The organism is Paraburkholderia sp. SIMBA_054, from assembly GCF_046534875.1.
In the GTDB taxonomy this organism is placed as follows: Bacteria; Pseudomonadota; Gammaproteobacteria; order Burkholderiales; family Burkholderiaceae; genus Paraburkholderia; species Paraburkholderia hospita.
In genome coordinates, this window is the sequence record NZ_JAWRXV010000005.1 from 226230 (window position 1) to 250150 (window position 23921).

Here is a 23921-nt window from a genome sequence, read left to right on the forward strand (position 1 = left end):
GGTTCAGGGGCCCGTGAAGGCAATGTCCGGAAAGGTCGCTCCCGGCGCGGCGAACAAGCGCCTTTGCTATACTCCCCGGATGATAGCGAAAATCAATGGCGACCGGGCACTTGCGCTCGCTCGCGACGTGCTGGACATCGAAGCGGACGCCGTGCGCTCCCTTCGCGATCATCTCGACGATGCGTTCCTCGAAGCAATCGACTTCATTCTCGGCTGCCGTGGGCGTGTCGTCGTCTCCGGCATCGGCAAATCCGGTCATATCGCGCGCAAGCTCGCAGCGACGCTCGCGAGCACGGGCACGCCCGCGTTTTTCGTGCATCCCGCCGAAGCTAGCCACGGCGACCTCGGCATGGTGACGGCCGACGATGTATTCATCGGTATGTCGAATTCCGGTGAATCGGAAGAACTGGTTGCGATCCTGCCGCTCGTCAAGCGCCTCGGCGCGAAGATGATCGCGATGACAGGCCGCCCTGGTTCGAGCCTCGCCAGGATCGCCGACGTGCATCTATATTGCGGCGTCGAAAAGGAAGCGTGTCCGATGAATCTCGCGCCGACGGCCAGCACCACGGCCGCGCTCGCACTCGGCGACGCGCTCGCGGTCGCCGTGCTCGAAGCGCGCGGCTTCGGTGCCGATGATTTCGCGCGCTCGCATCCGGGCGGCGCGCTCGGCCGGCGCCTGCTCACCTACGTGCGCGACGTGATGCGCACGGGCGACCAGGTGCCTAAGGTGCTTTCGGACGCGACCGTGCGCGACGCGCTGTTCCAGCTTACGGCCAAACGCATGGGCATGACGGCTATCGTCGACGAAAACGAGCGGGTCAAGGGCATCTTCACCGATGGTGACCTGCGCCGCGTGCTCGAGCGCGACGGCGATTTCCGCGCACTATCGATCGATTCCGTGATGACGCACGGCCCGCGCGCGATCGGTCCCGACCGCCTCGCTGTCGAAGCCGTGGAACTGATGGAGCGCCACCGGATCAATCAGATGCTGGTCGTCGATGAAGCAGGCAAGCTGATCGGCGCGCTCAACATGCACGATCTGTTTTCGAAGAAGGTGATCTGATGGCTCCCGCCCTGACCGCAGCCGAACGCGCAAGCCGCGTGAAGCTGATGATATTCGACGTCGATGGCGTACTCACCGACGGCAGCCTGCTGTTTACGGCCGAAGGCGACACGATGAAGGCGTTCAACTCGATGGACGGTCACGGGGCCAAGCTGCTGCGCGAGGCAGGCATCGACACGGCGATCATCACGGGGCGCAAGTCGGGCATCGTCGAGAAGCGCGCAGAGAATCTGCGCATCACGCATGTGTATCAGGGCGTCGAGCACAAGCTCGCGGCATTTGAGCAACTGCTGAAGGAAACGGGCCGCACACCCGAAGAATGCGGCTACATGGGCGACGACTGGGTCGATCTCGCCGTGATGCTGAAAGTCGGCTTCGCGGCCGCACCGGCTAACTCGCACCCCGAAGTGATCGCCCGTGCGCACTGGGTCAGCGAAGCGCGCGGCGGCCACGGCGCGGTGCGCGAAGTGTGCGACGCGCTGTTGCGCGCGCAAGGCCGCTATGACGCGTTGCTCGCAGCCGCATGCAGCGGCGAGGTGCAGCGAGGCCTCGTCGGATGAACCAGTTTCGCTGGACCTCGCTGATCCCGCTCGTCGCGATGGCGGCGCTCGCCGGCATCACGTACTGGCTGCTGCAGGCTACGCTGCCGCGCCAGGACGAAGGCGTGGTCAGGCCGAAACAGCACACGCCGGACTATTTCGCGGACAACTTTTCGATATCCGAACTCGATCAGTCGGGCGCCACGCAATATCGGCTCACCGCATCGAAGCTCGTCCACTACGAGGACGACGAAGTGAGCGACCTCACCATGCCCGCGATTCGCGCGTTCCAGCCGGCCAAACCCGTCGTCACGGCGACGGGCGACCGCGGCACGGTGAACGGCGATGCGTCGATCGTCGATCTGTACGACAACGCGCGGATCGTGCGCGACGCGGGTTTCGGCGACCCGAGAATGCAGGCCGACTCCTCGCATTTCCGCGTGCTCGTGAACGACGATGTCATCGAGACAGAAAAGCCGGTTAAACTTCAGCGCGGCCAGTCGATCATGACGGCCAGCGGTATGAACTACAACAATGTCACCCGGGTCATCCAGCTATTCGGCAACGTGCGTGGCGCCATCGCCCCCGTCGACTCCGGCAGTTCCCAGAAGTAACCCGGGTAAATCCAATTCCAGCGTGACTGCATGAACGAATCGTTCCCCCGTTTTGAGTCCGGCCGCATGCGCGCGTATCGCACGAGCCGCGCCGGGCTTGCGGCACTCCTGATCGCCTTGCCGCTTGCCGGTTTTGCGCCGCTCGCGCATGCCGAACGCGCCGACAAGGACAAACCGCTCAATATCGAAGCGGACAACATGACGTATGACGACCTCAAGCAGGTCAACATCTTCACCGGCCACGTGGTCGCGACCAAAGGCACGATCGTGATCAAGGCGGATCGCGTCGAAGTGACGCAGGACCCGCAGGGCTATCAATATGCAACGGGCACGTCGACGGGCAAGAACCTCGCGTACTTCCGCCAGAAGCGCGACGGCTCCGATGAATACATCGACGGCGATGCCGAACGCATCGACTACGACGGCAAGCAGGACCTCACCACGCTGACCACGCGCGCAACCGTGCGCCGCCTGCAAGGTCTGAACACGATCATGGACGAAGTGCACGGCAGCGTCATCACGTACGACGGCCAGAACGACTTCTACACGGCGAAGGCCGGCAAGGACGTCGCAGGTCCGGGCAATCCGAACGGCCGTGTGCGCGCGATGCTGTCGCCGCGCAATGGCGGCGCCCAGCCGATCAGCGGTCCGTCGGCGACGCTGCAACCGACCAACCAATTCCAGGGACAAGGAACGACGAAGCCGTGAGCGCCCCCGCCCTTCCCCATCGAAAGCCGGCAGGCACCAGCAGTTCGCTCGTCGTCCGCAATCTGAAGAAGCGCTATGGCTCGCGCACGGTCGTCAAGGACGTCTCGCTCGACGTGAAGAGCGGCGAAGTGGTCGGCCTGCTCGGTCCGAACGGAGCCGGCAAGACGACGTCGTTCTACATGATCGTCGGCCTCGTGCCGCTCGACGCGGGCGAGATCGATCTCGACGGCAAGTCGATCAGCCTTCTGCCCATTCACAAGCGCGCGTCACTCGGCCTGTCATATCTGCCGCAGGAAGCGTCCGTGTTCCGCAAGCTCTCCGTCGAGGAAAACATCCGCGCGGTGCTGGAGCTGCAATTCGGCGAGGACGGCAAGCGTCTGTCGAAAGACGCGATCGCGTCGCGCACGGAAGCGCTGCTCGACGAACTGCAGATCGCGCACTTGCGGGAGAACCCTGCGCTGTCGCTGTCGGGCGGCGAGCGCCGCCGCGTCGAGATCGCGCGCGCCCTCGCCACCAATCCGAGCTTCATTCTGCTCGACGAACCGTTCGCGGGCGTCGACCCCATCGCGGTGCTGGAAATCCAGAAGATCGTGAAGTTCCTGAAGCAGCGCAACATCGGCGTGCTCATCACCGATCACAACGTCCGTGAGACACTCGGTATCTGCGATCACGCATATATCATCAGCGACGGTAGCGTGCTCGCGGCCGGCGCGCCCGGCGACATCATTGAAAACGAGAGCGTGCGCCGCGTCTATCTGGGCGAACACTTCCGCATGTAATACGCGCACGCGGCTCCTGGACGCCGCGTGCAGCGCCCTCACGGCCTGATCCCAGGCCGTTTCAATACACGGGTTCAGTAATTTTGACGGGCTACGCTGGCGTGGTATCGCCCGCGTAGTCGGCCGTCCGCGCCAAAATCTGGTGCACACGCGTTTTTGCGGGTGTCGCAAGGTATCGCGGTCGTGGCAAACTCTCTACAATGAATCACACATTGCCATGAAAGCCAGCCTCCAACTCCGCCTGTCGCAGCATCTTGCGCTGACACCACAACTGCAACAGTCCATCCGGCTGCTGCAGCTGTCTACGCTTGAACTGCAACAGGAAGTGTCGATGGCGATCTCCCAGAATCCGTTGCTCGAAACGGAGGACGACTGGATCGCGAGTCCGTTGCGCGTCGCCGCCGACGGCACGGTCATCTCGCAGACGTCGCAGAACACCTCGCCGGAAGGGATGTCGAGTTCGCCGCCGTCTTCGTCGTCGTCCACTTCCTCCGGCGAAAGCCAGGAGAGCGGCGAACCCCAAGGCGTCGACGAATACAACGGCATGGGTTCGGACTCGAACTCGGATGCCAACCAGTGGAATCTCGACGACTACGGCCGTTCGGGCAACGCATCGGACGACGACGATCTGCCGCCGCTGCAAATCCACGAATCGACCACGACGCTGCGCGATCACCTGACTGCTCAACTTCGTGTAACGGGAGCAAGCGCACGCGACCGCGCGCTCATCACGTTCCTGATCGAATCACTCGATGACGACGGCTATCTGACGGCCACCTTCGACGAAATCCTCACCGATCTCCCCGACGAACTGGAAGTCGATACCGACGAACTCAACGCGGCCCTCGCCTTACTGCACAGCTTCGATCCCGCGGGTGTCGGCGCGCGTTCGGCGTCCGAATGCCTGCGTTTGCAGTTGTGCCGGCTCGAGCCATCGCCCACGCGCACGCTCGCGCTCGACATCGTCGCGCATCATCTGGAGCTGCTCGCCGCGCGCGACTTCACGCGTCTGCGCAAATACCTGAAGGCAAGCGACGACGATCTGCGCGAAGCGCATGCGCTGATCCGCTCGCTGGAGCCGTTCCCCGGCGCGGCCTACGGCAAGGCCGAAGCGGACTACGTCGTGCCCGACATCATGGTGCGCAAAACGGCACAGGGATGGCAGGCGGAACTGAATCCGGAAGTCGTGCCGAAACTGCGTATCAACCATCTGTACGCGAATATCCTGCGCAACAATCGCGGCGATCCGGGCAGCGGTTCGCTGCGGCAGCAACTGCAGGAAGCGCGTTGGCTGATCAAGAATATCCAGCAGCGCTTCGAGACGATCCTGCGTGTCGCACAGGCAATTGTGGAGCGTCAAAAGAACTTTTTCGCCCACGGCGAAATTGCCATGCGCCCCTTGGTTTTGCGGGAAATAGCTGATACGCTGGGTTTACACGAGTCGACGGTCTCACGTGTGACAACCGGCAAGTACATGCTCACCCCATTCGGGACGCTTGAATTTAAGTACTTCTTCGGATCGCACGTATCCACCGACACGGGGGGCGCGGCCTCTTCAACGGCCATTCGCGCACTCATCAAGCAACTGATAGGAGCGGAAGACACCAAATCTCCTCTTTCAGACAGCCGCATTGCCGAACTGCTGGCGGAACAGGGTTTCGTCGTCGCTCGCCGTACCGTTGCGAAATACCGCGAAGCACTGAAGATCCCAGCAGTCAATCTGCGCAAGTCTCTTTAGCCCGCTACCTCCTGTGGCGGGTATTTTCCGGCCGCGCCGCTGTTTGGCGGAGCAGGCTGGCCGATGCGACCTGCCAGCAGCCTGTCAAACGGGGGACGGCGTGGCAGATCGAGGGAATCGACCGGCGCTCGCGCGATTCATGCGGACCAGGCGGCCACTAGCTTGGAGAAGCACTATGAATCTGAAGATCAGTGGACACCATCTCGATGTAACGCCAGCGTTGCGAGAATACGTGATCACCAAACTTGACAGGGTGCTAAGACATTTCGATCAGGTGATCGATGGCAGTGTGGTCCTCTCGGTCGACAACCACAAGGAAAAGGAAAAGAGGCAAAAGGTTGAAATCAACCTGCATCTGAAGGGCAAGGACATTTTTGTCGAAAGCTGTGATGGCGACCTGTACGCCGCGATTGACCTGATGATCGACAAGCTGGACCGGCAAGTCATTCGTCACAAGGATCGCCTGCAGGGCCATCAACACGACGCGATCAAGTATCAGCCACTGGCGGCACAACCCGAAGTGCCACCGCAATAAGCCAGTAGAGGCTTTTGCTTAGCCCCGCGAACCGCCCGATATCGGGCGGTTTTTGTTTAGGCGCATGTTGCTTGCGGCGCGTGGTGTTTCATGGGCGTGGTTCGCAGTCCCGCACGATCCGCAGGGCACGCCAATTTTGAGTCATGGCGCGGCGCACCATCGGTAGCAACCCTGTTCTATAATAAATCGGTTACCTTCGGGGTCTTTGTCCAGCCCGAGCCCTGCACAAAGGGATCATTGCGGGTCTCAAGAGCAGGGCTCATCGTGCGTCGCTGGATTCGCCATGAGCAGCTGCGAGGCATGGAACGCTTTTCAATCGCCACAGCGAGGAGAATCCAGGCGACCTTTGCGCCTGTCAACATGAATCGTTTAGCCAAATATCTTCCCCTCGAAAACGTCGTCGTCGGTCTCGCGGTTACAAGCAAGAAGCGCGTATTCGAGCAAGCGGGCCTGATCTTCGAAAACCAGAACGGCATCGCCCGCAGCACAGTGACTGACAATCTGTTCGCGCGCGAGCGCCTCGGTTCAACGGGGCTCGGCGAAGGCGTCGCGATCCCGCACGGCCGCATCAAGGGCCTCAAGCAGCCGCTTGCAGCGTTCGTGCGCCTTGCCGATCCGATCCCGTTCGAATCGCCGGACGGCCAGCCCGTCTCGCTGCTCATCTTCCTGCTGGTCCCCGAACAGGCAACGCAGCAGCACCTTGAAATCCTGTCGGAGATCGCCCAACTGTTGTCGGATCGCGAAGCGCGCGAACGGTTGCACACAGAAGAGGACCGCGAGGCGTTGCATCGCCTGCTGACTCAGTGGCAACCTTGACGTATCGGCGGCGTTTCGCGGCTGAAAACGTAGGAGCCACGGCGCCGGAGCACCGGGTTTGATTCGAGGCTTACGGCGAAGTCCGGCAAACCGGCGTCGCCGCGAGCCGAACATGTTCCGTGCACGCCGTCGCAACACTGGCAACAGCGGACCGGCAACAGCGGACCGGCAACAGCCGGCGCGCAGCGAGCAGGCGGCAGACACTAGCACGCCAGCAGCACCCTAGCGGCACATACGAGGTCAGGGAGTCAGGGATTCATGGATACGTCCAGCATCAACGCCCAAAGCATTTTCGACGACAACGCCGCCGCGCTGAAACTCAGCTGGCTGACGGGGCATGAGGGCTGGGAGCGCGGCTTCTCGGCGGAAACAGTTGCGACTGCAACGTCCAGCGCCGACCTCGTGGGCCACCTTAACCTGATCCACCCGAACCGGATCCAGGTGCTCGGCGAAGCCGAAACCAACTATTACCAGCGTCAATCCGACGAAGACCGCTCGCGCCACATGGCCGAGCTGATCGCGCTCGAGCCGCCGTTCCTCGTGGTCGCGGGTGGCGTCGCCGCGCCGCCGGAACTGGTCCTGCGCTGTACGCGCTCGTCGACGCCGCTCTTTACCACGCCGATGTCGCCGGCTGCCGTGATCGACAGCCTGCGCCTCTACATGTCGCGCATCCTTGCGCCGCGTGCAACGCTGCACGGCGTGTTTCTCGACATTCTCGGCATGGGCGTGCTGCTCACGGGCGACTCGGGCCTCGGCAAGAGCGAGCTTGGCCTCGAACTGATCTCCCGCGGCCACGGTCTGGTCGCCGACGACGCCGTGGACTTCGTGCGCCTCGGCCCGGATTTCGTCGAAGGACGCTGCCCGCCGCTCCTGCAGAATCTGCTCGAAGTGCGCGGCCTCGGCCTGCTCGACATCAAGACGATCTTCGGTGAAACGGCCGTGCGCCGGAAAATGAAGCTGAAGCTGATCGTCCAGCTGGTACGCCGGCCGGACGGCGAATTCCAGCGCCTGCCGCTCGAAAGCCAGACCGTCGACGTACTCGGCCTGCCCATCAGCAAGGTCACGATCCAGGTGGCGGCCGGCCGAAATCTTGCCGTGCTGGTCGAGGCGGCCGTGCGCAACACGATCCTGCAACTGCGCGGCATCGACACACTCCGCGACTTCATGGACCGCCAGCGCCTCGCCATGCAAGACCCTGACAGCCAGTTTCCCGGCAAGCTGATCTGACGCAATGCGCGCGAAGCCGCGGCGGCACAGCGGGTGACACCGGATGCTATGATGAACCCAACGGATTCCACGACTCCATGCGCATTATCCTGATCACCGGTATCTCCGGCTCCGGCAAGTCTGTCGCTTTGAACGCGCTCGAAGACGCGGGCTACTACTGCGTCGACAATTTGCCGCCGCGTTTTCTGCCCGAACTCGCCGCGTACCTCGCGGGCGACGGCCAGGACCGGCTCGCCGTGGCGATCGACGCGCGCTCGGGCGCCTCGCTCGACGACATGCCGCAAATGATCCGCGATCTCGCCGGCCTGCACGACGTGCGCGTGCTGTTCCTGAACGCCAGCACGCAGGCACTGATCCAACGCTTTTCCGAAACACGCCGCCGCCATCCGCTGTCGGGCTCGCCCGCACACGATGCCGACGTCGGCGTGCTGACGTCGCTTGCCGAAGCGATCGAGCGCGAGCGCGAACTCGTCGCTGGGCTCGCCGAATTCGGCCACCAGATCGATACCAGCAACTTGCGGGCAAACGTTTTACGCGCGTGGGTCAAGCGTTTCATCGAGCAGGAGCACACGGGCCTCGCGCTGATGTTCGAGTCGTTCGGGTTCAAGCGCGGCGTGCCGCTCGATGCCGACTTCGTGTTCGACGTGCGCACGCTGCCGAACCCTTATTACGACCGCGAACTGCGTCCGCTGACAGGACTCGACAAGCCCGTCATCGATTTCCTCAATGCACTGCCCGTGGTTCAGCAGATGATCGGCGACATCGAATCGTTCCTGCAGAAATGGCTGCCGCATTTCCGCGACGACAATCGCAGTTATCTCACCGTTGCAATCGGTTGTACGGGCGGACAGCACCGCTCGGTATTCATCGCCGAAACGCTTGCCGCGCGTTTCGCGAGCGAAGCAAACGTGTTAGTGCGGCATCGCGATGCGCCGATCAACGTCGACGACTCATCGAAACTGGTCGCCTGAGTAACCCGATGGTGGCCCGACCGGCCGTCGCTCGCAGCGGCGGTCCTAACCGAAGCGTTGCGCCATGTCCTCTACACCGTCCGTGCTTGCCGATGTGCCGCTGTTTCCTTTGCACACCGTTCTTTTTCCCGATGGACTGCTGCCGCTGAAGATCTTCGAGGCACGCTATCTCGACATGGCGCGCGACTGTCTGCGCGACAACACATCGTTCGGCGTGTGTCTGCTGAAAAGCGGCGGGGAAGTCGCGCAGCCCGATGAGCCGTCCGTGCCGGAGCACGTCGGTTGCCTCGCGGAAATCGACGTTTGCGATGTCGACGAGTTCGGCATGCTGCTGATTCGCGCGCGCGGCACCGCGCGGTTCCGGCTGCTGTCGCATCGTGTCGAACAGGGCGGCCTGCTCGTCGGGATGGCCGAGTTGATCGGCAGCGACGTGCCGCTCGAAGGCACCCATTACATGGAAAAGTTCGGAGCGTGTGCGGAAGTGCTGGAGCGCATCATCGCGACGATCCGCGAGCGCGATGCCGAGAGCCTGCCGTTCCTCGAGCCGTTCAGGCTCGACGATCCGACCTGGGTGTCGAACCGCCTGTCCGAAGTGCTGCCTATCGCGCTAAAGGCGCGGCAAAAGCTGATGGAACTACAGGACGCCGGCGCGCGGATCGACATCGTGCATCACTACATGCAGCAGCATCAGCTGCTGTAGCGCCGGCGTTCAGATCAGCGAACCCTGCAGCCCTTCGAGCAGCTTGCGCACAGGCGCGGGCACGCCATACGCGTCCAGTTCGTTCAGCGACATCCATACGGTGTCGGCGTCGCGTGCGCTCACGGCTTTCGCGGAGTGATCGAACTCCGCAATGCGCGGTTCGATATTCAGCTTGAAGTGCGTGAACACGTGCGTGAGCGGCGCGAGCGGCGACACGTCCGCTGTCGCGCCGAAGTCACGCGCGAGTTGCGCGAGCGCTGCTTCATCCGCCGCTTCCGGCAAGCTCCACAAGCCACCCCAGATACCCGACGGCGGGCGCTTTTCGAGCATCACCGTGTCACCGTCGCGTAGCAGCAGCATCCACGTGCGGCGCGTCGGCACCGTTTTCTTTGGGCGCGCCGCCGGTAGTTCGCGCTGACGGCCCGTCACGTTCGCCACGCAATCGACGGCGAACGGACAGCGCACGCAATCCGGCTTGCCGCGCGCGCACAGCGTCGCGCCGAAATCCATTAGCCCCTGCGTGTAGGCGCTGATGTCGTCGTCGGTCCCATTCACGGGCAGCAGCGACTCCGCCAGCAGCCACATGCCGTTCTCGACTTTCTTCTCACCCGGAAAGCCTTCGACGCCGAACACGCGCGCAAGCACGCGCTTCACGTTACCGTCGAGAATCGTCGCACGGGCGCCAAATGCGAACGATGCAATCGCGGCCGCCGTCGATCGTCCGATACCCGGCAACTCCGCGAGCGCTTCCACGCTCTCGGGAAAGCGCCCGCCATGCTGCTCGACGACGACCTGCGCGCAGCGATGCAGATTGCGCGCGCGCGTGTAGTAGCCGAGTCCGGCCCATAGCGTCATCACGTCGTCGGCGGGAGCAGCGGCGAGTGCGGCGACATCCGGAAAACGCGCGAGAAAGCGCCCGTAGTACGGGATCACCGTCGACACCTGCGTCTGCTGCAGCATGATTTCGGACAGCCAGATTCGGTACGGGTCGCGCGTGTTCTGCCACGGCAGGTCGTGACGGCCGTGTTCGCGCTGCCATGCGATCAGGCGCACAGAGAAATCGGACAGCGTGGGTATCGTAGGAAAAACAGTCGTGGAAGGGGGAACGGACATGAACGGATCAGCGCTGACAGGTCGGACAATAGTAAGTGGAGCGTTGCCCCTGCACGATCTGTTTGATCGGCGTGCCGCACACGCGGCATGGCAGACCCGCGCGATCATAGACGAAATAGTCGAGCTGGAAGTAGCCGCTCTCGCCGTTGCTGCCGACGAAATCGCGCAACGTGCTGCCGCCCTTCTCGATTGCGGCGGCAAGCGTGACGCGCACGGCGTCTGCAAGCAGACCGTAACGTACGAGCGAGATGCGGCCGGCGGCCGTGGTCGGCCGGATACCCGCGCGAAAGAGGCTTTCAGATGCGTAAATGTTGCCCACACCCACGACGATGTCGCCTGCGAGCAGCGCCTGCTTCACCGAAATCTTCCGTCCGCGCGTCTTTCGATGCAGCAGCGCGCCGGAGAACGACGGCGCGAACGGCTCGACCCCGAGGTCCACCAGCAGCGGATGTTCGAGCACGTCGCCCGCCGACCGCGTGTGCCATAACACAGCGCCAAAGCGGCGCGGATCGCGGAAGCGCAAAATGAAGTCGTCGAAAATCCAGTCGACGTGATCGTGTTTCGCAGCGGCCGGCGGATGCGGCACGTTGCGCAGGACCCTGAGCGTCCCCGTCATGCCGAGATGCACGATGAACCAGCCTTCGTCGATCTCGAACAGCAGATACTTGCCGCGCCGCGCCACTTTGTGAACCAGCCGGCCCTGCAGCAAACGCGCGAAACCGGGTGGGATCGGCCAGCGCAACGCGGGCGTGCGGACCTCGACGCGCTTGACACGGTGTCCAGCAACGTACGGTTCGATTCCGCGTCGGGTAACCTCGACTTCTGGTAACTCTGGCATGTTTAGGGCCTGTTATCGCTAACAACGGGCTTGCGCTCGCCGTCGGAATGACCGGGCGCAAAAAATGGAACGAAGTGGATACCGGACGTATCCACAACAAACATGACGCGGCGAATGGCCCTTCCGGTGGCCGACCGCACAAAGGATTTTGCAATCGTCGGAACGCGCCTTTGCGGCCGCAAGCCCGTTATGGGCGCGAATGGGCGCGACTGGTCTGCAACTTGCGTCCGCGCTTATGCGCTTATTGTAGCGAGCGCGTTACAATCGACTGAAACATTGAACGGATATGTATGAACCTGTCCATCGTTAAGCAGTTTTTGAAGCGCCGGACCGGCGCGAATGGCGTGCCGCACGCTGTTTCCGCACGCCGGCTGCTGGGTGTGGCCGCGCTGGCTGTCTGGGCGCTCGGCGCATTGCCCGCGCATGCGCAGGACCAATCGCCCGATACGGATGACAACACCGTCTCCGTGCAAGATGCTTTCGGCCCCGATTCCGCCGACGAAAAAGCCAATCTGCCCAGCGTCGCGTTGACGAGCCAGATCGTGTTCCAGGTGCTCGCGGCGGAAGTCGCGCTGCAGCGCAACCAGCCCGCGCCCGCGTATCAAACCTATCTCTCGCTCGCGCGCGACACGCACGACCCGCGCATGGCGCAGCGTGCGACGGAAATCGCGCTCGCCGCGCAGAGCCCGTCGGATGCGCTGACGGCTGCGCAATTGTGGCAACAGTATGCGCCGCAATCGGAACGCGCCGCGCAACTGGATGCGTCGCTGCTCGTGCTGTCGGGCAAGCCCGACGACGCGAAGCCGATGCTCGCGAAAGAACTCGCGAAGATTCCGCCTGAAAACCGCGGCAACGGGATTCTCGCGCTGCAACTGCTGATTTCGCGCGGGCCGAATCGCATCGGTGGCCTGCACGTGTTGCAGGATCTTGTCGCGAACGACCTGAACCGTCCCGAAGCGCAATTCGCAATCGCGCGTCAGCAACTCATTTCCGACGATGCGCCCGGTGCGCGCAAATCGCTCGAACAGGCGCTCAAGCTGAAGGCCGACTATCTGCCCGCTGCGTTGATGCTGTCGCAGATGGGACCGGAAGAGCGCAAGGAAGGCATTGCGTCGATCGAGAAATACGTGCAGGCGAATCCGAAGTCGCATGAGGCTCGGCTCGCGCTCGCGCAAATGTATCTGGCCAGTGACCGCCTCGACGACGCGCAGAAACAGTTCGAGTTCATGCAGAAGGACAACCCGAACGATCTGACGCCGCTGATGGCGCTCGCGCTCATCAAGATCCAGCAGAAGAACTTGCCGGAAGCGCAGAACTATCTGCAACAGTATGCGCAAAAGGCCGAGAAGACGCCGGGCGCCGATCCGGGTCAGGCCTATATCTATCTCGCGCAGCTGTCGCTTGAACAGAAAGATACGGCAGGCGCGAACCGCTGGCTGGACAAGATTCCCGCCACGAGCACGCAGTACATTCCCGCGCAGATCACACGTGCGCAACTGCTGCAAAGAGACGGCAAATCCGATGACGCGCGCAAGCTGCTCGCCGGCATTCGCACGCAGGACCCGCATGAGCAGGCGCTGATCGCACGCACCGACGCGGCGATCCTGTTTGACGCGAAGCGCTACCCGGAGGCCGAAGCGCGTCTTGCCCAGGCCACCACCGATTTCCCCGACGACCCCGATCTCACGTACGACTACGCGATGGCTGCCGAAAAGAACGGCCATTTCGACGTGATGGAAACGCAGTTGCGCAAGCTGATGCGCACGCAACCAGACAACGCGCAGGCGTACAACGCACTCGGCTATTCGCTCGCGGACCGCAACCAGCGTCTGCAGGAAGCGGACAAGCTGGTCGAGAAGGCGCTGGCGCTGTCGCCGAACGATGCGTTCATCATGGACAGCGTCGGTTGGGTCAAGTACCGGCTCGGCGATACCAACGATGCGATCAAGGTGCTGCGCAAGGCCTACGATCTGCAACCGAACGCCGAAATCGGCGCACATCTCGGCGAAGTGCTGTGGAAGAGCGGTGACCAGGATCAGGCGCGCGCGGCGTGGCGCGATGCCCGTAAGCTCGAACCCGACAACGATACGCTCGTCAAAACGCTCAAACGTTTTCAGGTGAACGATCTCTGATGTACTTTTCTTTTCCTGTGTTTTCCTCTCCAGCGCCGCGCCGCGCGGCGCTGGGTCTCGCAGCCGCAGCCATCGTCGCCTTGTCGGGCTGCGCGTCCGTCCAGCCGCAAGGTCCGTCCACGTCGAATGCAGCAACGGCCGTCACCGCTCAGACCACCCGCGCGTATCACGGCCGCTTCGCGGTTCAGTACGTCGACCAGAACGGCCAGCAGCGCAATGCGTATGGCAATTTCGACTGGCAGGAACGCGATGACACTGTGACGCTGCAACTGCGCAACCCGCTCGGACAGACAATGGCGATCGTCACGTCGTCGCCGTCGGCCGCCACGCTCGAACTGCCGAACCGCCAGCCGCTGACGGCCGATAACGTCTCCACGCTGATGCAGAACGCGCTGGGTTTCGCGCTGCCTGTCGAAGGGCTGCGCTACTGGCTGCAGCCTTCGGTTGCGCCGACATCGAAGGCGACGACCGAGAAAGATCCGCAGCAGGAAACGCGTTTGAAGGAGATTCAACAGGACGGCTGGACGATCGACTACATCGCCTATGCCGATGCGCCTGCAACCGGCGTGAAGCGCGTGAATCTCGCGCGCACCGAACCACCGCTCGACATCAAGCTCGTGCTCGACCAGTAATCCGCACGCGCGCCTTACAAAGACTCATGATCGAAACAAACGACTCGCTGCGCGACTGTCTCGCTCCAGCGAAGCTAAACCTCTTCCTGCATATCACCGGCCGTCTGCCGAACGGATATCACGCACTGCAGACGGTGTTCCAGTTGCTCGACTGGGGCGACACGCTGCACTTCACGCTTCGCGACGACGGCGCGATCACGCGCGGCACCGACATCGCCGACGTTCCCGCCGAGACTGATCTCACCGTTCGCGCGGCGAAGCTGCTGAAGGAACACACGGGCACGCGCCTGGGCGTGAACATCGAGATCGACAAAGTACTGCCGATGGGCGCGGGCCTTGGCGGCGGCAGCTCGGATGCCGCTACGACGCTGCTCGCGCTGAACCGTCTGTGGAAGCTCGATTTGCCGCGCGCGGAGTTGCAGGCGCTCGCATTGAAACTCGGCGCCGATGTGCCTTTTTTTGTTTTTGGAAAAAATGCATTCGCAGAGGGTGTCGGTGAAGCACTCGAGCATGTACAATTGCCGCCGCGCCACTTTCTGGTGGTGACACCGAGAGTTCACGTTCCAACGTCAGCAATTTTTTCAGAAAAAGCGTTGACAAGAGATACAAAGGCTCTCATAATTACGGACTTTCTTGCACAGCAAAGTTGCAGCGCAGAATGGCCTGATAGCTTCGGCCGGAATGACATGCAGCAAGTTGTCGTGGGAAAATACGCGGAAGTTGCGCAGGTGCTTAGATGGTTTGATAACATCGCGCCGGCGCGGATGACGGGATCAGGCGCAAGCGTTTTTGCAGCGTTCCGTAGTAGAGATGAAGCAGTCGCGGCGCAAGCCAAACTGCCAGTCGAATGGAACAGCGCAGTAACGGCAAGTCTGGATACGCATCCACTCTTTGCTTTCGCGGCATAAGTTTCGCGGCACTGAACGGCCTACACGTTCAGTGAAGCTCAAAGTTAGTGTAGGGGAGTCGCCAAGTTGGTTAAGGCACCGGATTTTGATTCCGGCATTCGAGGGTTCGAGTCCTTCCTCCCCTGCCAAAATTTCTCGCAGTTCCTCGCCTCCCACAGCCTGAAGCAGGTGCATGATGAGCAGCCATGACGGCCTGATGGTTTTTACTGGCAACGCAAATCCGGCGCTTGCACAGGAAGTCGTCAAAATCCTCGGTATTCCCCTCGGCAAAGCAATGGTCTCCCGTTTTTCGGACGGTGAGATCCAGGTCGAGATTCAGGAAAACGTGCGTGGCAAGGACGTCTTCGTCCTTCAGTCCACCTGCGCGCCGACCAACGACAATCTGATGGAACTGATGATCATGGTCGATGCGCTCAAGCGCGCATCCGCTGGCCGGATCACTGCAGCCATCCCCTACTTCGGCTATGCCCGTCAAGATCGACGCCCGCGTTCGGCGCGCGTTGCCATCTCGGCGAAGGTCGTGGCGAACATGCTGGAAATCGCTGGCGTCGAGCGGATCATCACGATGGATCTGCACGCTGACCAGATTCAAGGTTTCTTCGACATTCCCGTCGACAACATCTACGCGACGCCCGTTCTGCTCGGCGATCTGCGCAAGCAGAATCACGAGAACCTGCTGGTCGTGTCGCCGGACGTCGGCGGTGTGGTTCGCGCCCGTGCGCTGGCCAAGCAGCTGAACTGCGATCTCGCCATCATCGACAAGCGTCGTCCGAAGGCGAACGTCGCCGAAGTGATGAACATCATCGGTGAAGTCGACGGCCGTACCTGCGTGATCATGGACGACATGGTCGACACGGCCGGCACGCTCTGCAAGGCAGCGCAAGTGCTGAAAGAACGCGGCGCAACGAAGGTGTTCGCTTACGCGACGCACCCGGTTCTGTCGGGTGGCGCTGGCCCGCGCATCGCGGCATCGGCACTCGACGAACTCGTCGTCACCGACACGATCCCGCTCAGCGAAGAAGCCCGCTCGTGCACGAAGATCCGCTCGCTGACGAGCGCCGGTCTGCTGGCCGAAACGTTCTCGCGTATCCGTCGCGGCGACTCGGTGATGTCGCTGTTCGCGGAAGGCTAAAGTATTCGCGAAGACGCCGCATGATGAATGCGGCGCTTTTGCATTCGGCGTGAACGAACGAAGGTTCATGCCGGTTTGTCTGGGGTCTTCAGCCCATAAAGGGTAAGCAAGACCCGTTTTACTGCCTGGTCGCGGGCAGATAATGGAGATTCAAATGAAAGTAGTCGCTTTCGAGCGTAATTTGCAAGGTACGGGTGCGAGCCGCCGCCTGCGTAACTCGGGCAAGACCCCGGGCATCGTGTACGGCGCTGGCGAACCGCAACTGATCGAACTCGATCACAACGCGCTGTTTCACGCACTGAAGAAAGAAGCATTCCACGCGTCGATTCTCGACCTGGAAGTGGCAGGCAAGTCGCAACAGGTTCTGCTGCGCGACGTGCAATACCACCCGTTCCGTCAGATCATCCTGCACGTGGACTTCCAGCGCGTCGACGCATCGAAGAAGCTGCACACGAAGGTGCCGCTCCACTTCATGAATCAGGAAAGCAACCCGGCCGTGAAGACGGGCGGCGCGATCATCTCGCACGTCATCAACGAAATCGAAATCGAATGTCTGCCGGCAGCTCTGCCGGAGTTCATCGAAGTCGATCTGGTGAAGATCGAAGCGGGTCAATCGCTGCACGCAACGGATATCGTTCTGCCGGCTGGCGTCGCACTGGTTGCGCACCTCGTCGCAGAAAACCCGGTGATCGTTTCGGCGCCGGTTCCTGCTGGTGCCCAGTCGGAAGAAGCGTCGGCTGAAGGCGAAAAGCCGGCAGCTGCATAAGACCGCTATCCTCTCGATCCGTTTCAATGGAACGGTCGACGTAACCCGCCGCGGTTCGCCCCGGCGGGTTTTTTTTCGATTTTTTCCAGGCCACGTGGCATGCCGCGTGGTCCACTCGAACATGATCAAGCTGATCGTCGGGCTCGGCAATCCGGGTGCCGAATACACCGCGACGCGTCACAACGCCGGCTTCTGGCTCGTCGACCAACTGGCGCGTGAAGCCGGCGCGACGTTGCGCGACGAGCGGCGCTTTCACGGCTTCTATGCGAAAGCGCGTCTATATGGCGAGGAAGTGCATCTGCTGGAGCCGCAGACGTACATGAACCGCTCGGGTCAATCGGTCGTCGCGCTCGCGCATTTCTTCAAGGTCCTGCCTGATCAGATCCTCGTCGCGCACGACGAACTCGATCTGCCGCCCGGCACCGTGAAGCTGAAGCTCGGCGGCGGGAGCGGCGGGCACAATGGCCTGAAGGACATTTCCGCGCATCTGTCGACCCAGCAGTACTGGCGCTTGCGCATCGGTATCGGTCATCCGCGCGACCTGATTCCCGAAAGCGCACGCGCGGGCGCGAAGCCCGACGTCGCGAACTTCGTGCTGAAGCCGCCGCGCCGGGAAGAGCAGGACGTGATCGATGAATCGATCGAACGCGCGCTCGCGGTGATGCCGACCGTCGTCAAGGGCGAACTCGAACGCGCGATGATGCAGTTGCATCGCAATCCCTGACTGCCCGCCGCGACAGCTAACAGAGGAGCAGAACTTGAGCCGCTACTGGAGCGATATCGTTCACCGGTTGACGCCGTACGTGCCGGGCGAGCAACCCGCGCTCGCGCATCCCGTGAAGCTGAACACCAACGAGAACCCGTATCCGCCCTCGCCCGCCGTCGTGAACGCGATCCGCAACGAGCTCGGCGAGAACGCCGAGTCGTTGCGCCGTTATCCCGATCCGACGGCGCGCGCGTTGCGCGAGACTGTCGCCGCGCATCACGGGCTCAAGGTGGATCAGGTGTTTGCCGGCAACGGTTCGGATGAAGTGCTCGCCACGGTGTTTCAGGCGCTTCTGAAGCACGACAGGCCGATCCTCTTTCCGGACGTCACATACAGCTTCTATCCGACCTACGCGCGCCTCTACGACGTCGCGTACCGGACGATTCCTCTCGACGATGCCTTTCAGATCCGCATCGACGACTACACGCAACCGAACGGCGGCATTCTCTTCCCCAATCCCAACGCACCAACGGGCCATGCACTGCCGCTGTCGGATATCGAACGACTTGTCGCATCGAATCCGGATTCAGTCGTCGTTATCGATGAAGCGTATGTGGACTTCGGCGCCCAATCTGCGATCTCACTGATCGGCAAGTATCCGAATCTTCTCGTCGTGCATACGACGTCGAAGTCGCGCTCGCTTGCGGGGATGCGCGTGGGCTTTGCGTTCGGCGATGCCGCGTTGATCGATGCGTTGAACCGCGTGAAGGACAGCTTCAATTCGTATCCGCTCGACCGTCTCGCACAGGCCGCCGCGACCGCGGCATACAAGGACGACGCGTGGTTCCGCGAGTGCACCGAAAAGGTCATCGCGAGCCGCGAACAGATGACGGCGCAACTGACGGCGCTGGGGTTCGAAGTGGTGCCGTCGTCGGCGAATTTCGTGTTCGCGCGTCACGAAGGCTATGACGCCGCAACGTTGGCCGCGCGGCTCAGGGAAAAGGAAATCTTCGTGCGGCACTTCAAGCTGCCGCGCATCGATCAGCATCTGCGCATCTCGATCGGCACCGATGCCGAGTGCGACACGCTGCTGGATGCGTTGAAGGATATTCTTGGCGGGTACGTCGGCTAAGGCGCCGGCAACGATACAAACGGCGCGCCTCGAATGACACGTACGGCGCGCCGCTTTCAGATGAATCAGGCGCCCTTCGCAGCCTGCAACCCGTTGTACTTCTCCATCAACTGGTCCTGCGTCTCCAGATGTTCCGGATTGCGCGGAATACATTCGACGGGACACACCTGCACGCATTGCGGCTCATCGAAATGGCCAACGCATTCGGTGCACTTCTTCGGGTCGATCACATAGATTTCCGGGCCCATCGAAATCGCGTCGTTCGGGCACTCGGGCTCGCAAACGTCGCAATTGATGCACTCGTCGGTAATCATCAGGGCCATGCTGTTCTCACTTCATGCCGGCACGCGTGCTCTGCACGCCAGCTAACGTTCCGTAATCCGCAATTTTACGCCTGACGGACAGACCACGCTGAGCGTCCGGTTATCGCGGACAACGCACGCGCTACGCCGTCAGGCGCGGCCCGGATCACGGCTTGGCGGCGGCTCGTGCCTCTTCTAGCACGACGACCTTGTCCTGCAGCCGCTTTTCGACGGACGGGAACACGAACTTGCTTACGTCCCCACCGAGTTGCGCAATTTCGCGGACGATCGTGCCCGAGATGAACTGATATTGGTCCGACGGCGTCATGAACATGGTCTCGACGTCGGGCAGCAGATAGCGGTTCATGCCCGCCATCTGAAACTCGTACTCGAAGTCCGACACGGCGCGCAGTCCGCGCACGATCACGCGCGCGTTGTTGACGCGGACGAAATCCTTCAATAGCCCCTTGAAGCTCATCACCTGAACGTTCGGATAGTGGCCTAGCACTTCGTTCGCGATCTCGAGCCGCTCTTCGAGGTTAAAGAATGGCCGCTTGTTGCGGCTATCCGCTACGCCCACCACCAGCGTGTCGAAAATGCTCGATGCGCGACGCACGAGGTCTTCGTGACCGCGCGTGAGCGGATCGAACGTACCCGGATACACGGCGACAACCATGGGATTTCTCCTCTCTACAGACTAGAAGGCGTGCCGGAACACGCCCCGCAGGACTCGTCTGACGACGATACCGCGCGCGTAACGGCAAGCCGCCCGGCGCTTGTTATGGAACGCGCATTATTCCTCATTTTCGCGCTGCAGCAAATGAAAGTGGACAGCGCCTGCCTTGCCCTGCCGTACCACGGACCAGCCTTCCAACGCCGCATGTCCGGCGGCATCGAGCGATTCGCCGGATTCGACATACAGGAAGCCATCCGCGCTGATCAGCGGCGCCGCCAGTTCGAGCGCGCGGTCGAGCAGATCATCGCCGAACGGCGGATCGAGGAACACGACGTCGAACGAGCCGGGCGCGAGGCTCGCGGCGAGACGTAACCCATCGGCTTCGGCAACTTCGATTGCGCCTGCCGCCAGCTTGGCCTGATTTGCCCGCAGTTGCGCCGCCGCGCGCGCATTGCGCTCGACCATCAGCACGCGCGCCGCGCCGCGCGACGCGGCCTCGAAGCCAAGCGCGCCGCTGCCGGCGAAAAGATCGAGACAGCGCTGGCCGTCGAGCCGCTGGCCGAGCCAGTTGAACAGCGTTTCGCGGACGCGATCGGGTGTCGGCCGCAGGCCGTCGAGATCGATCACGGGTAGCGGCGTACGCTTCCAGTCGCCGCCGATAATGCGGATAGTGTGCGGCTGGCCACGGCCGGAAGGCGCGCTTTTTGCGCCGTTTTTTGCACCGGTTTTTGCGCGTGAGGGGGAAGTACGGGACATGCGATTCGTGTGTTGAGCGTGCGCCCGCCGATCGTCGATAAGTACCTCGATCGGGGGGCCGGAGCGCCAACGTTACCACACGCGCGCAGCCGCCTTCGCCAAAGTTCACTACGGCGGTGCACTCGTGCCGGCGCTCACGACGCCGCCTGACGCGCCTGATAAAATGTGCGGCTTCCAGCGCTTCGCATAATTCGCTGCCATGCGAACGCCGCCGAACTGTCGCGTGGCTCGCCGCCGTTCGTCGCCACGCGTTGCCGGGCCAAAGCAGGAATCCGGCGCAATCTCACTCCAGTCCAGACCATGTTCAGCTTTTTCAAACGATTCAAGGGTTCCAAGGCGCCCGACGACACGCCTGAAACGCCGCAGGCCGATTCCGGCGCCGACGTCGACATGCAGGACGTGGCTGAGCCGGAAGCGCCCGCGGCCGCGCGCTCGCAAGCCGTCCCGGACTCGGCTGATGCGCCTGAATTCGATCCCAATTACGTCCCTGACGCCGCCGACTTCGAAGATTCGGACGACGAAGCCGCCGAAATCGTCCCGCCGCCGGTGCCGGAAGCAGCCGAAAAGCGTTCGTGGCTCACGCGCCTTCGCAGCGGCCTGTCGAAGACCAGTTCGAGCATCACGGGCATCTTCGTCGGCGCGAAGATCGACGAAGACCTGTACGAAGAACTGGAAACGGCGCTGCTGATGTCCGACGCGGGCGTCGACGCGACCGAGTTTCTGCTCGAAGCACTGCGCGAGAAAGTGCGCGCCGAACGCCTCACCGATCCGCAGCAGGTCAAGGGCGCGCTGCGCACGCTGCTGGTCGATCTGCTGAAACCACTGGAAAAGTCGCTGACGCTCGGCCATTACCAGCCGACCGTGATGATGATTGCGGGCGTCAACGGCGCCGGCAAAACCACGAGCATCGGCAAGCTCGCGAAGCATATGCAGCACTTCAACCAGTCGGTGCTGCTCGCTGCGGGCGACACGTTCCGCGCCGCCGCGCGCGAACAGCTCGCGATCTGGGGCCAGCGCAACAACGTGACGGTCGTGCAGCAGGAAAGCGGCGATCCCGCCGCGGTGATTTTCGATGCCGTCGGCGCCGCACGCGCCCGCAAGATCAACGTGGTGATGGCAGACACGGCCGGCCGCCTGCCGACGCAGCTTCATCTGATGGAAGAACTGCGCAAGGTGAAGCGCGTAGTCGGCAAGGCGATGGACGGCGCGCCGCATGAGGTGCTGCTCGTCATCGATGCCAACACCGGTCAGAACGCGCTCGCGCAAGTGAAGGCTTTCGACGATGCGCTCGGCCTGACTGGCCTGATCGTGACGAAGCTCGACGGCACGGCGAAGGGCGGCATTCTCGCGGCGATCGCGCGGCAACGTCCCGTGCCGGTGTACTTTATCGGCGTCGGCGAGAAGGTCGAAGACTTGCAGCCGTTCAGCGCCGAAGAGTTTTCGGATGCGTTGCTGGGTTGATGTCTTGTGCTTTTAGGGCTGGCAGCGGTTGAAATACAAAGGGCGTCATGCATTCGCATGACGCCCTTTTTTCATTGCTTCAGAGCTTCACTCGGCATCAGGCTGCACGCCGGGTTCCGCGCGCGCGAACGCATCGAGCGTGTTCGCGTGCTCGCAGATGCGCCGGATGGTCGGATACGGACTCATATCGACATTGAAGCGGTTCGCGTTGAACACCTGCGGGACGAGACAGATATCGGCGATGGTGGGCGTATCGCCGAAGCACAGCTTGCCCGCGCGGCCGTCCGCGACGAGATATTCTTCGAGTGCGGCAAAGCCCGAGCTGATCCAGTGGCGATACCACGCGTCCTTCACCTCGTCGTTCACGCCCACGGTGCGCTTCAGATACTTCAGCACGCGCAGATTGTTCAACGGATGAATTTCACACGCGAGCTGCTGAACGATCGAGCGGACATACGCGCGATCGACGGGCTTCGACGGCAGCAGCGGCGGCTCGGGATGCGTCTCTTCAAGATACTCGATGATCGCGAGCGACTGCGTGATCACGTGGTCGCCGTCTACCAGCGTGGGAACGATGGCATCGTGATTGAGTTCGCGGTACTCGGGCTTGAACTGCTCGCCGCCGTCGCGCAACAGATGCACGGGCAGGTACTCGTACGGCAGGTTCTTCAGGTTCAGCGCGATGCGCACGCGATACGACGCCGAACTGCGAAAGTAGCTGTACAGCTTCATTGTCTTGTACTCCCCCTGAATGGCGCTGGCGATATCAGACGACGCGCACGCTGAACTCGCCCAGCCCGTCCACGCCACCCTTCATCAGATCGCCTTGAACGATCGCGCCGACACCTTCCGGCGTGCCCGTGAAAATCAGGTCGCCTGGTTGCAGTTCAAAGAGCGTCGACAGATACGCGATCGTCTCGGCGACGGACCAGATCAGTTGCGACACGTCCGAACGCTGCTTTTCCTCGCCGTTGACGGTGAGCCAGATCGCGCCCTTGCCGACGTGACCGACTTTCGAAACGGGATGGATCGGGCCGAGCGGCGCCGAATGGTCGAAGCCCTTTGCCGTGTCCCACGGACGGCCCAGCTTTTTCGCTTCCGCCTGCAGGTCGCGGCGCGTCATGTCGAGACCGAGCGCGTAGCCGTAGACGTGATCAAGCGCGTTGTCCGCCGAGATGTTCTTGCCTGCCTTGCCGATTGCCGCGACGAGTTCCATCTCGAAGTGCACGTTCTTCGACTGCGCGGGATACGGAAATTCGCCCGTTGTGCCCGGCGCGACATACAGCACGGCGTCGGCGGGCTTGGCGAAGAAGAACGGCGGTTCGCGATCGGGATCATGGCCCATTTCGCGTGCGTGCGCCTCGTAATTGCGACCGACGCAGTAAATGCGGCGCACCGCGAATTGATCGTCCGATCCGACGACTGGCACTGCCGTCACCGGCGCTGGCGCAAACACGTAACCCATTCCGTTCTCCGTCTTCTATTGAGCCGCTCCGACGCGGCGAAGCATTGAGTGTAACGCGCCGCCGATTCGCGCGTAGCCTGGCCGAACGGCCAGGTGGCGCGCGCTGAAGCCCTCCCGTAAGGTTCATGGCAGGCCATGAATTTGCTCGCATTCTGCAGGCGCACCCGGCGTGCGATACTCGAAAGGAAAACGTAGCGCGCCGTAGCAGCGCT

General features: G+C 62.3%; 26 protein-coding genes and 1 tRNA gene. 20 read left to right on the plus strand and 7 right to left on the minus strand.

Features of this window, described 5'->3' with window-relative positions; translation table 11 throughout:
- Positions 1–79 precede the first annotated feature (79 nt).
- The 11 genes from kdsD (at position 80) to SB822_RS08400 (ending at position 9690) form a co-directional block, all read left to right on the plus strand.
- Complete coding sequence (gene kdsD, locus SB822_RS08350) at positions 80–1063, plus strand: arabinose 5-phosphate isomerase KdsD (RefSeq protein WP_410854486.1); 984 nt, start codon at positions 80–82, stop codon at positions 1061–1063.
- Complete coding sequence (locus tag SB822_RS08355) at positions 1063–1623, plus strand: KdsC family phosphatase (protein ID WP_007579706.1); 561 nt, start codon at positions 1063–1065, stop codon at positions 1621–1623. Before kdsD ends, SB822_RS08355 begins: the two co-directional genes overlap by 1 nt.
- Complete coding sequence (gene lptC / locus SB822_RS08360; RefSeq protein ID WP_007579705.1) at positions 1620–2216, plus strand: LPS export ABC transporter periplasmic protein LptC; 597 nt, start codon at positions 1620–1622, stop codon at positions 2214–2216. The genes SB822_RS08355 and lptC overlap by 4 nt, the downstream gene beginning before the upstream one ends.
- Before the next feature lie 30 nt (positions 2217–2246).
- Entirely contained in the window at positions 2247–2924 is a 678-nt protein-coding gene (gene lptA / locus SB822_RS08365) for a lipopolysaccharide transport periplasmic protein LptA (protein ID WP_007579704.1), read from the plus strand.
- Positions 2921–3703, plus strand: a complete 783-nt coding sequence (gene lptB / locus SB822_RS08370) for an LPS export ABC transporter ATP-binding protein (RefSeq protein ID WP_007579703.1) — start codon at positions 2921–2923, stop codon at positions 3701–3703. The genes lptA and lptB overlap by 4 nt, the downstream gene beginning before the upstream one ends.
- Before the next feature lie 217 nt (positions 3704–3920).
- On the plus strand, positions 3921–5441 hold the full coding sequence (locus SB822_RS08375; RefSeq protein ID WP_007579702.1) for an RNA polymerase factor sigma-54: 1521 nt from the start codon (positions 3921–3923) through the stop codon (positions 5439–5441).
- Positions 5442–5616: 175 nt separating this feature from the next.
- Positions 5617–5976: a ribosome hibernation-promoting factor, HPF/YfiA family gene (hpf, locus tag SB822_RS08380; RefSeq protein WP_007579701.1), complete on the plus strand. Its 360-nt coding sequence runs from the start codon at positions 5617–5619 to the stop codon at positions 5974–5976.
- Between the two features lie 300 nt (positions 5977–6276).
- Positions 6277–6792 (plus strand): PTS sugar transporter subunit IIA, encoded by a 516-nt coding sequence (locus tag SB822_RS08385; RefSeq protein WP_035538101.1) that lies wholly within the window; start codon positions 6277–6279, stop codon positions 6790–6792.
- Between the two features lie 258 nt (positions 6793–7050).
- Positions 7051–8019 (plus strand): HPr(Ser) kinase/phosphatase, encoded by a 969-nt coding sequence (gene hprK, locus SB822_RS08390; protein ID WP_007579699.1) that lies wholly within the window; start codon positions 7051–7053, stop codon positions 8017–8019.
- Between the two features lie 77 nt (positions 8020–8096).
- Positions 8097–8990, plus strand: a complete 894-nt coding sequence (gene rapZ / locus SB822_RS08395) for an RNase adapter RapZ (RefSeq protein WP_007579698.1) — start codon at positions 8097–8099, stop codon at positions 8988–8990.
- 64 nt (positions 8991–9054) lie between these two features.
- A complete protein-coding gene (locus SB822_RS08400; RefSeq protein ID WP_007579697.1) occupies positions 9055–9690 on the plus strand; it encodes an LON peptidase substrate-binding domain-containing protein in 636 nt (211 codons plus the stop codon).
- A gap of 9 nt (positions 9691–9699) precedes the next feature.
- Here SB822_RS08400 and mutY read toward each other — a convergent pair whose 3' ends face one another.
- Positions 9700–10803, minus strand: a complete 1104-nt coding sequence (mutY, locus tag SB822_RS08405; protein WP_410854454.1) for an A/G-specific adenine glycosylase — start codon at positions 10801–10803, stop codon at positions 9700–9702.
- Positions 10804–10810: 7 nt separating this feature from the next.
- Positions 10811–11641 (minus strand): bifunctional DNA-formamidopyrimidine glycosylase/DNA-(apurinic or apyrimidinic site) lyase, encoded by an 831-nt coding sequence (gene mutM / locus SB822_RS08410; protein ID WP_007743381.1) that lies wholly within the window; start codon positions 11639–11641, stop codon positions 10811–10813.
- Between the two features lie 290 nt (positions 11642–11931).
- Between mutM and SB822_RS08415 the strand changes: the two genes are divergently transcribed.
- The 8 genes from SB822_RS08415 to hisC all read left to right on the plus strand — a co-directional run bounded on the left by SB822_RS08415 (position 11932) and on the right by hisC (position 19049).
- Entirely contained in the window at positions 11932–13773 is a 1842-nt protein-coding gene (locus SB822_RS08415; protein WP_007579694.1) for a tetratricopeptide repeat protein, read from the plus strand.
- A complete protein-coding gene (lolB, locus tag SB822_RS08420) occupies positions 13773–14405 on the plus strand; it encodes a lipoprotein insertase outer membrane protein LolB (RefSeq protein WP_079484239.1) in 633 nt (210 codons plus the stop codon). Before SB822_RS08415 ends, lolB begins: the two co-directional genes overlap by 1 nt.
- Positions 14406–14431: 26 nt before the next feature.
- Positions 14432–15313, plus strand: coding sequence for a 4-(cytidine 5'-diphospho)-2-C-methyl-D-erythritol kinase (gene ispE / locus SB822_RS08425; protein WP_410854455.1), 882 nt, complete (start codon positions 14432–14434; stop codon positions 15311–15313).
- Positions 15314–15364: 51 nt separating this feature from the next.
- Positions 15365–15441: transfer RNA gene (locus SB822_RS08430), tRNA-Gln, on the plus strand.
- Between the two features lie 47 nt (positions 15442–15488).
- Positions 15489–16445, plus strand: coding sequence for a ribose-phosphate pyrophosphokinase (locus SB822_RS08435; protein WP_007579691.1), 957 nt, complete (start codon positions 15489–15491; stop codon positions 16443–16445).
- 154 nt (positions 16446–16599) lie between these two features.
- A complete protein-coding gene (locus SB822_RS08440; protein WP_007579690.1) occupies positions 16600–17211 on the plus strand; it encodes a 50S ribosomal protein L25/general stress protein Ctc in 612 nt (203 codons plus the stop codon).
- Positions 17212–17332: 121 nt separating this feature from the next.
- Positions 17333–17935 carry an aminoacyl-tRNA hydrolase gene (pth, locus tag SB822_RS08445; RefSeq protein ID WP_007579689.1) on the plus strand — a complete coding sequence of 201 codons (603 nt, stop codon included), beginning with the start codon at positions 17333–17335 and terminating at the stop codon, positions 17933–17935.
- A 34-nt stretch (positions 17936–17969) separates the two neighbouring features.
- Complete coding sequence (hisC, locus tag SB822_RS08450; protein ID WP_410854456.1) at positions 17970–19049, plus strand: histidinol-phosphate transaminase; 1080 nt, start codon at positions 17970–17972, stop codon at positions 19047–19049.
- Between the two features lie 65 nt (positions 19050–19114).
- On the opposite strand, the gene SB822_RS08455 is transcribed toward hisC, so the two are convergent.
- The 3 genes from SB822_RS08455 to rsmD all read right to left on the minus strand — a co-directional run bounded on the left by SB822_RS08455 (position 19115) and on the right by rsmD (position 20783).
- Positions 19115–19372, minus strand: a complete 258-nt coding sequence (locus tag SB822_RS08455) for a YfhL family 4Fe-4S dicluster ferredoxin (RefSeq protein ID WP_007579687.1) — start codon at positions 19370–19372, stop codon at positions 19115–19117.
- A 145-nt stretch (positions 19373–19517) separates the two neighbouring features.
- Positions 19518–20027 (minus strand): pantetheine-phosphate adenylyltransferase, encoded by a 510-nt coding sequence (gene coaD / locus SB822_RS08460; protein ID WP_410854457.1) that lies wholly within the window; start codon positions 20025–20027, stop codon positions 19518–19520.
- A gap of 117 nt (positions 20028–20144) precedes the next feature.
- Positions 20145–20783 (minus strand): 16S rRNA (guanine(966)-N(2))-methyltransferase RsmD, encoded by a 639-nt coding sequence (gene rsmD / locus SB822_RS08465; protein ID WP_007579685.1) that lies wholly within the window; start codon positions 20781–20783, stop codon positions 20145–20147.
- A gap of 300 nt (positions 20784–21083) precedes the next feature.
- Here rsmD and ftsY point away from each other — a divergent pair, with 300 nt between their 5' ends.
- Positions 21084–22244, plus strand: a complete 1161-nt coding sequence (ftsY, locus tag SB822_RS08470) for a signal recognition particle-docking protein FtsY (RefSeq protein WP_410854458.1) — start codon at positions 21084–21086, stop codon at positions 22242–22244.
- Positions 22245–22331: 87 nt separating this feature from the next.
- On the opposite strand, the gene maiA is transcribed toward ftsY, so the two are convergent.
- Entirely contained in the window at positions 22332–22976 is a 645-nt protein-coding gene (maiA, locus tag SB822_RS08475; RefSeq protein WP_007579683.1) for a maleylacetoacetate isomerase, read from the minus strand.
- Between the two features lie 34 nt (positions 22977–23010).
- The gene (locus tag SB822_RS08480) at positions 23011–23709 is read right to left on the minus strand and encodes a fumarylacetoacetate hydrolase family protein (RefSeq protein ID WP_079498078.1); all 699 of its coding nucleotides are present in this window, start codon (positions 23707–23709) and stop codon (positions 23011–23013) included.
- Between the last annotated feature and the right edge of the window lie 212 nt (positions 23710–23921).

What these genes read in the sequence shown, in the direction of transcription:
- SB822_RS08480 (WP_079498078.1), bottom strand. Translation starts at nt 23,709, where the DNA reads ATGGGTTACGTGTTTGCGCCAGCGCCGGTGACGGCAGTGCCAGTCGTC.
- hpf (WP_007579701.1), top strand. Translation starts at nt 5,617, where the DNA reads ATGAATCTGAAGATCAGTGGACACCATCTCGATGTAACGCCAGCGTTG.
- SB822_RS08385 (WP_035538101.1), top strand. Translation starts at nt 6,277, where the DNA reads ATGGAACGCTTTTCAATCGCCACAGCGAGGAGAATCCAGGCGACCTTT.
- SB822_RS08355 (WP_007579706.1), top strand. Translation starts at nt 1,063, where the DNA reads ATGGCTCCCGCCCTGACCGCAGCCGAACGCGCAAGCCGCGTGAAGCTG.
- rsmD (WP_007579685.1), bottom strand. Translation starts at nt 20,783, where the DNA reads ATGTCCCGTACTTCCCCCTCACGCGCAAAAACCGGTGCAAAAAACGGC.
- coaD (WP_410854457.1), bottom strand. Translation starts at nt 20,027, where the DNA reads ATGGTTGTCGCCGTGTATCCGGGTACGTTCGATCCGCTCACGCGCGGT.
- SB822_RS08375 (WP_007579702.1), top strand. Translation starts at nt 3,921, where the DNA reads ATGAAAGCCAGCCTCCAACTCCGCCTGTCGCAGCATCTTGCGCTGACA.
- lptA (WP_007579704.1), top strand. Translation starts at nt 2,247, where the DNA reads ATGAACGAATCGTTCCCCCGTTTTGAGTCCGGCCGCATGCGCGCGTAT.
- pth (WP_007579689.1), top strand. Translation starts at nt 17,333, where the DNA reads ATGATCAAGCTGATCGTCGGGCTCGGCAATCCGGGTGCCGAATACACC.
- SB822_RS08400 (WP_007579697.1), top strand. Translation starts at nt 9,055, where the DNA reads ATGTCCTCTACACCGTCCGTGCTTGCCGATGTGCCGCTGTTTCCTTTG.
- rapZ (WP_007579698.1), top strand. Translation starts at nt 8,097, where the DNA reads ATGCGCATTATCCTGATCACCGGTATCTCCGGCTCCGGCAAGTCTGTC.
- mutY (WP_410854454.1), bottom strand. Translation starts at nt 10,803, where the DNA reads ATGTCCGTTCCCCCTTCCACGACTGTTTTTCCTACGATACCCACGCTG.
- SB822_RS08435 (WP_007579691.1), top strand. Translation starts at nt 15,489, where the DNA reads ATGAGCAGCCATGACGGCCTGATGGTTTTTACTGGCAACGCAAATCCG.
- SB822_RS08415 (WP_007579694.1), top strand. Translation starts at nt 11,932, where the DNA reads ATGAACCTGTCCATCGTTAAGCAGTTTTTGAAGCGCCGGACCGGCGCG.
- maiA (WP_007579683.1), bottom strand. Translation starts at nt 22,976, where the DNA reads ATGAAGCTGTACAGCTACTTTCGCAGTTCGGCGTCGTATCGCGTGCGC.
- lptC (WP_007579705.1), top strand. Translation starts at nt 1,620, where the DNA reads ATGAACCAGTTTCGCTGGACCTCGCTGATCCCGCTCGTCGCGATGGCG.
- hprK (WP_007579699.1), top strand. Translation starts at nt 7,051, where the DNA reads ATGGATACGTCCAGCATCAACGCCCAAAGCATTTTCGACGACAACGCC.
- SB822_RS08440 (WP_007579690.1), top strand. Translation starts at nt 16,600, where the DNA reads ATGAAAGTAGTCGCTTTCGAGCGTAATTTGCAAGGTACGGGTGCGAGC.
- SB822_RS08455 (WP_007579687.1), bottom strand. Translation starts at nt 19,372, where the DNA reads ATGGCCCTGATGATTACCGACGAGTGCATCAATTGCGACGTTTGCGAG.
- ispE (WP_410854455.1), top strand. Translation starts at nt 14,432, where the DNA reads ATGATCGAAACAAACGACTCGCTGCGCGACTGTCTCGCTCCAGCGAAG.
- lolB (WP_079484239.1), top strand. Translation starts at nt 13,773, where the DNA reads ATGTACTTTTCTTTTCCTGTGTTTTCCTCTCCAGCGCCGCGCCGCGCG.
- ftsY (WP_410854458.1), top strand. Translation starts at nt 21,084, where the DNA reads ATGTTCAGCTTTTTCAAACGATTCAAGGGTTCCAAGGCGCCCGACGAC.
- kdsD (WP_410854486.1), top strand. Translation starts at nt 80, where the DNA reads ATGATAGCGAAAATCAATGGCGACCGGGCACTTGCGCTCGCTCGCGAC.
- mutM (WP_007743381.1), bottom strand. Translation starts at nt 11,641, where the DNA reads ATGCCAGAGTTACCAGAAGTCGAGGTTACCCGACGCGGAATCGAACCG.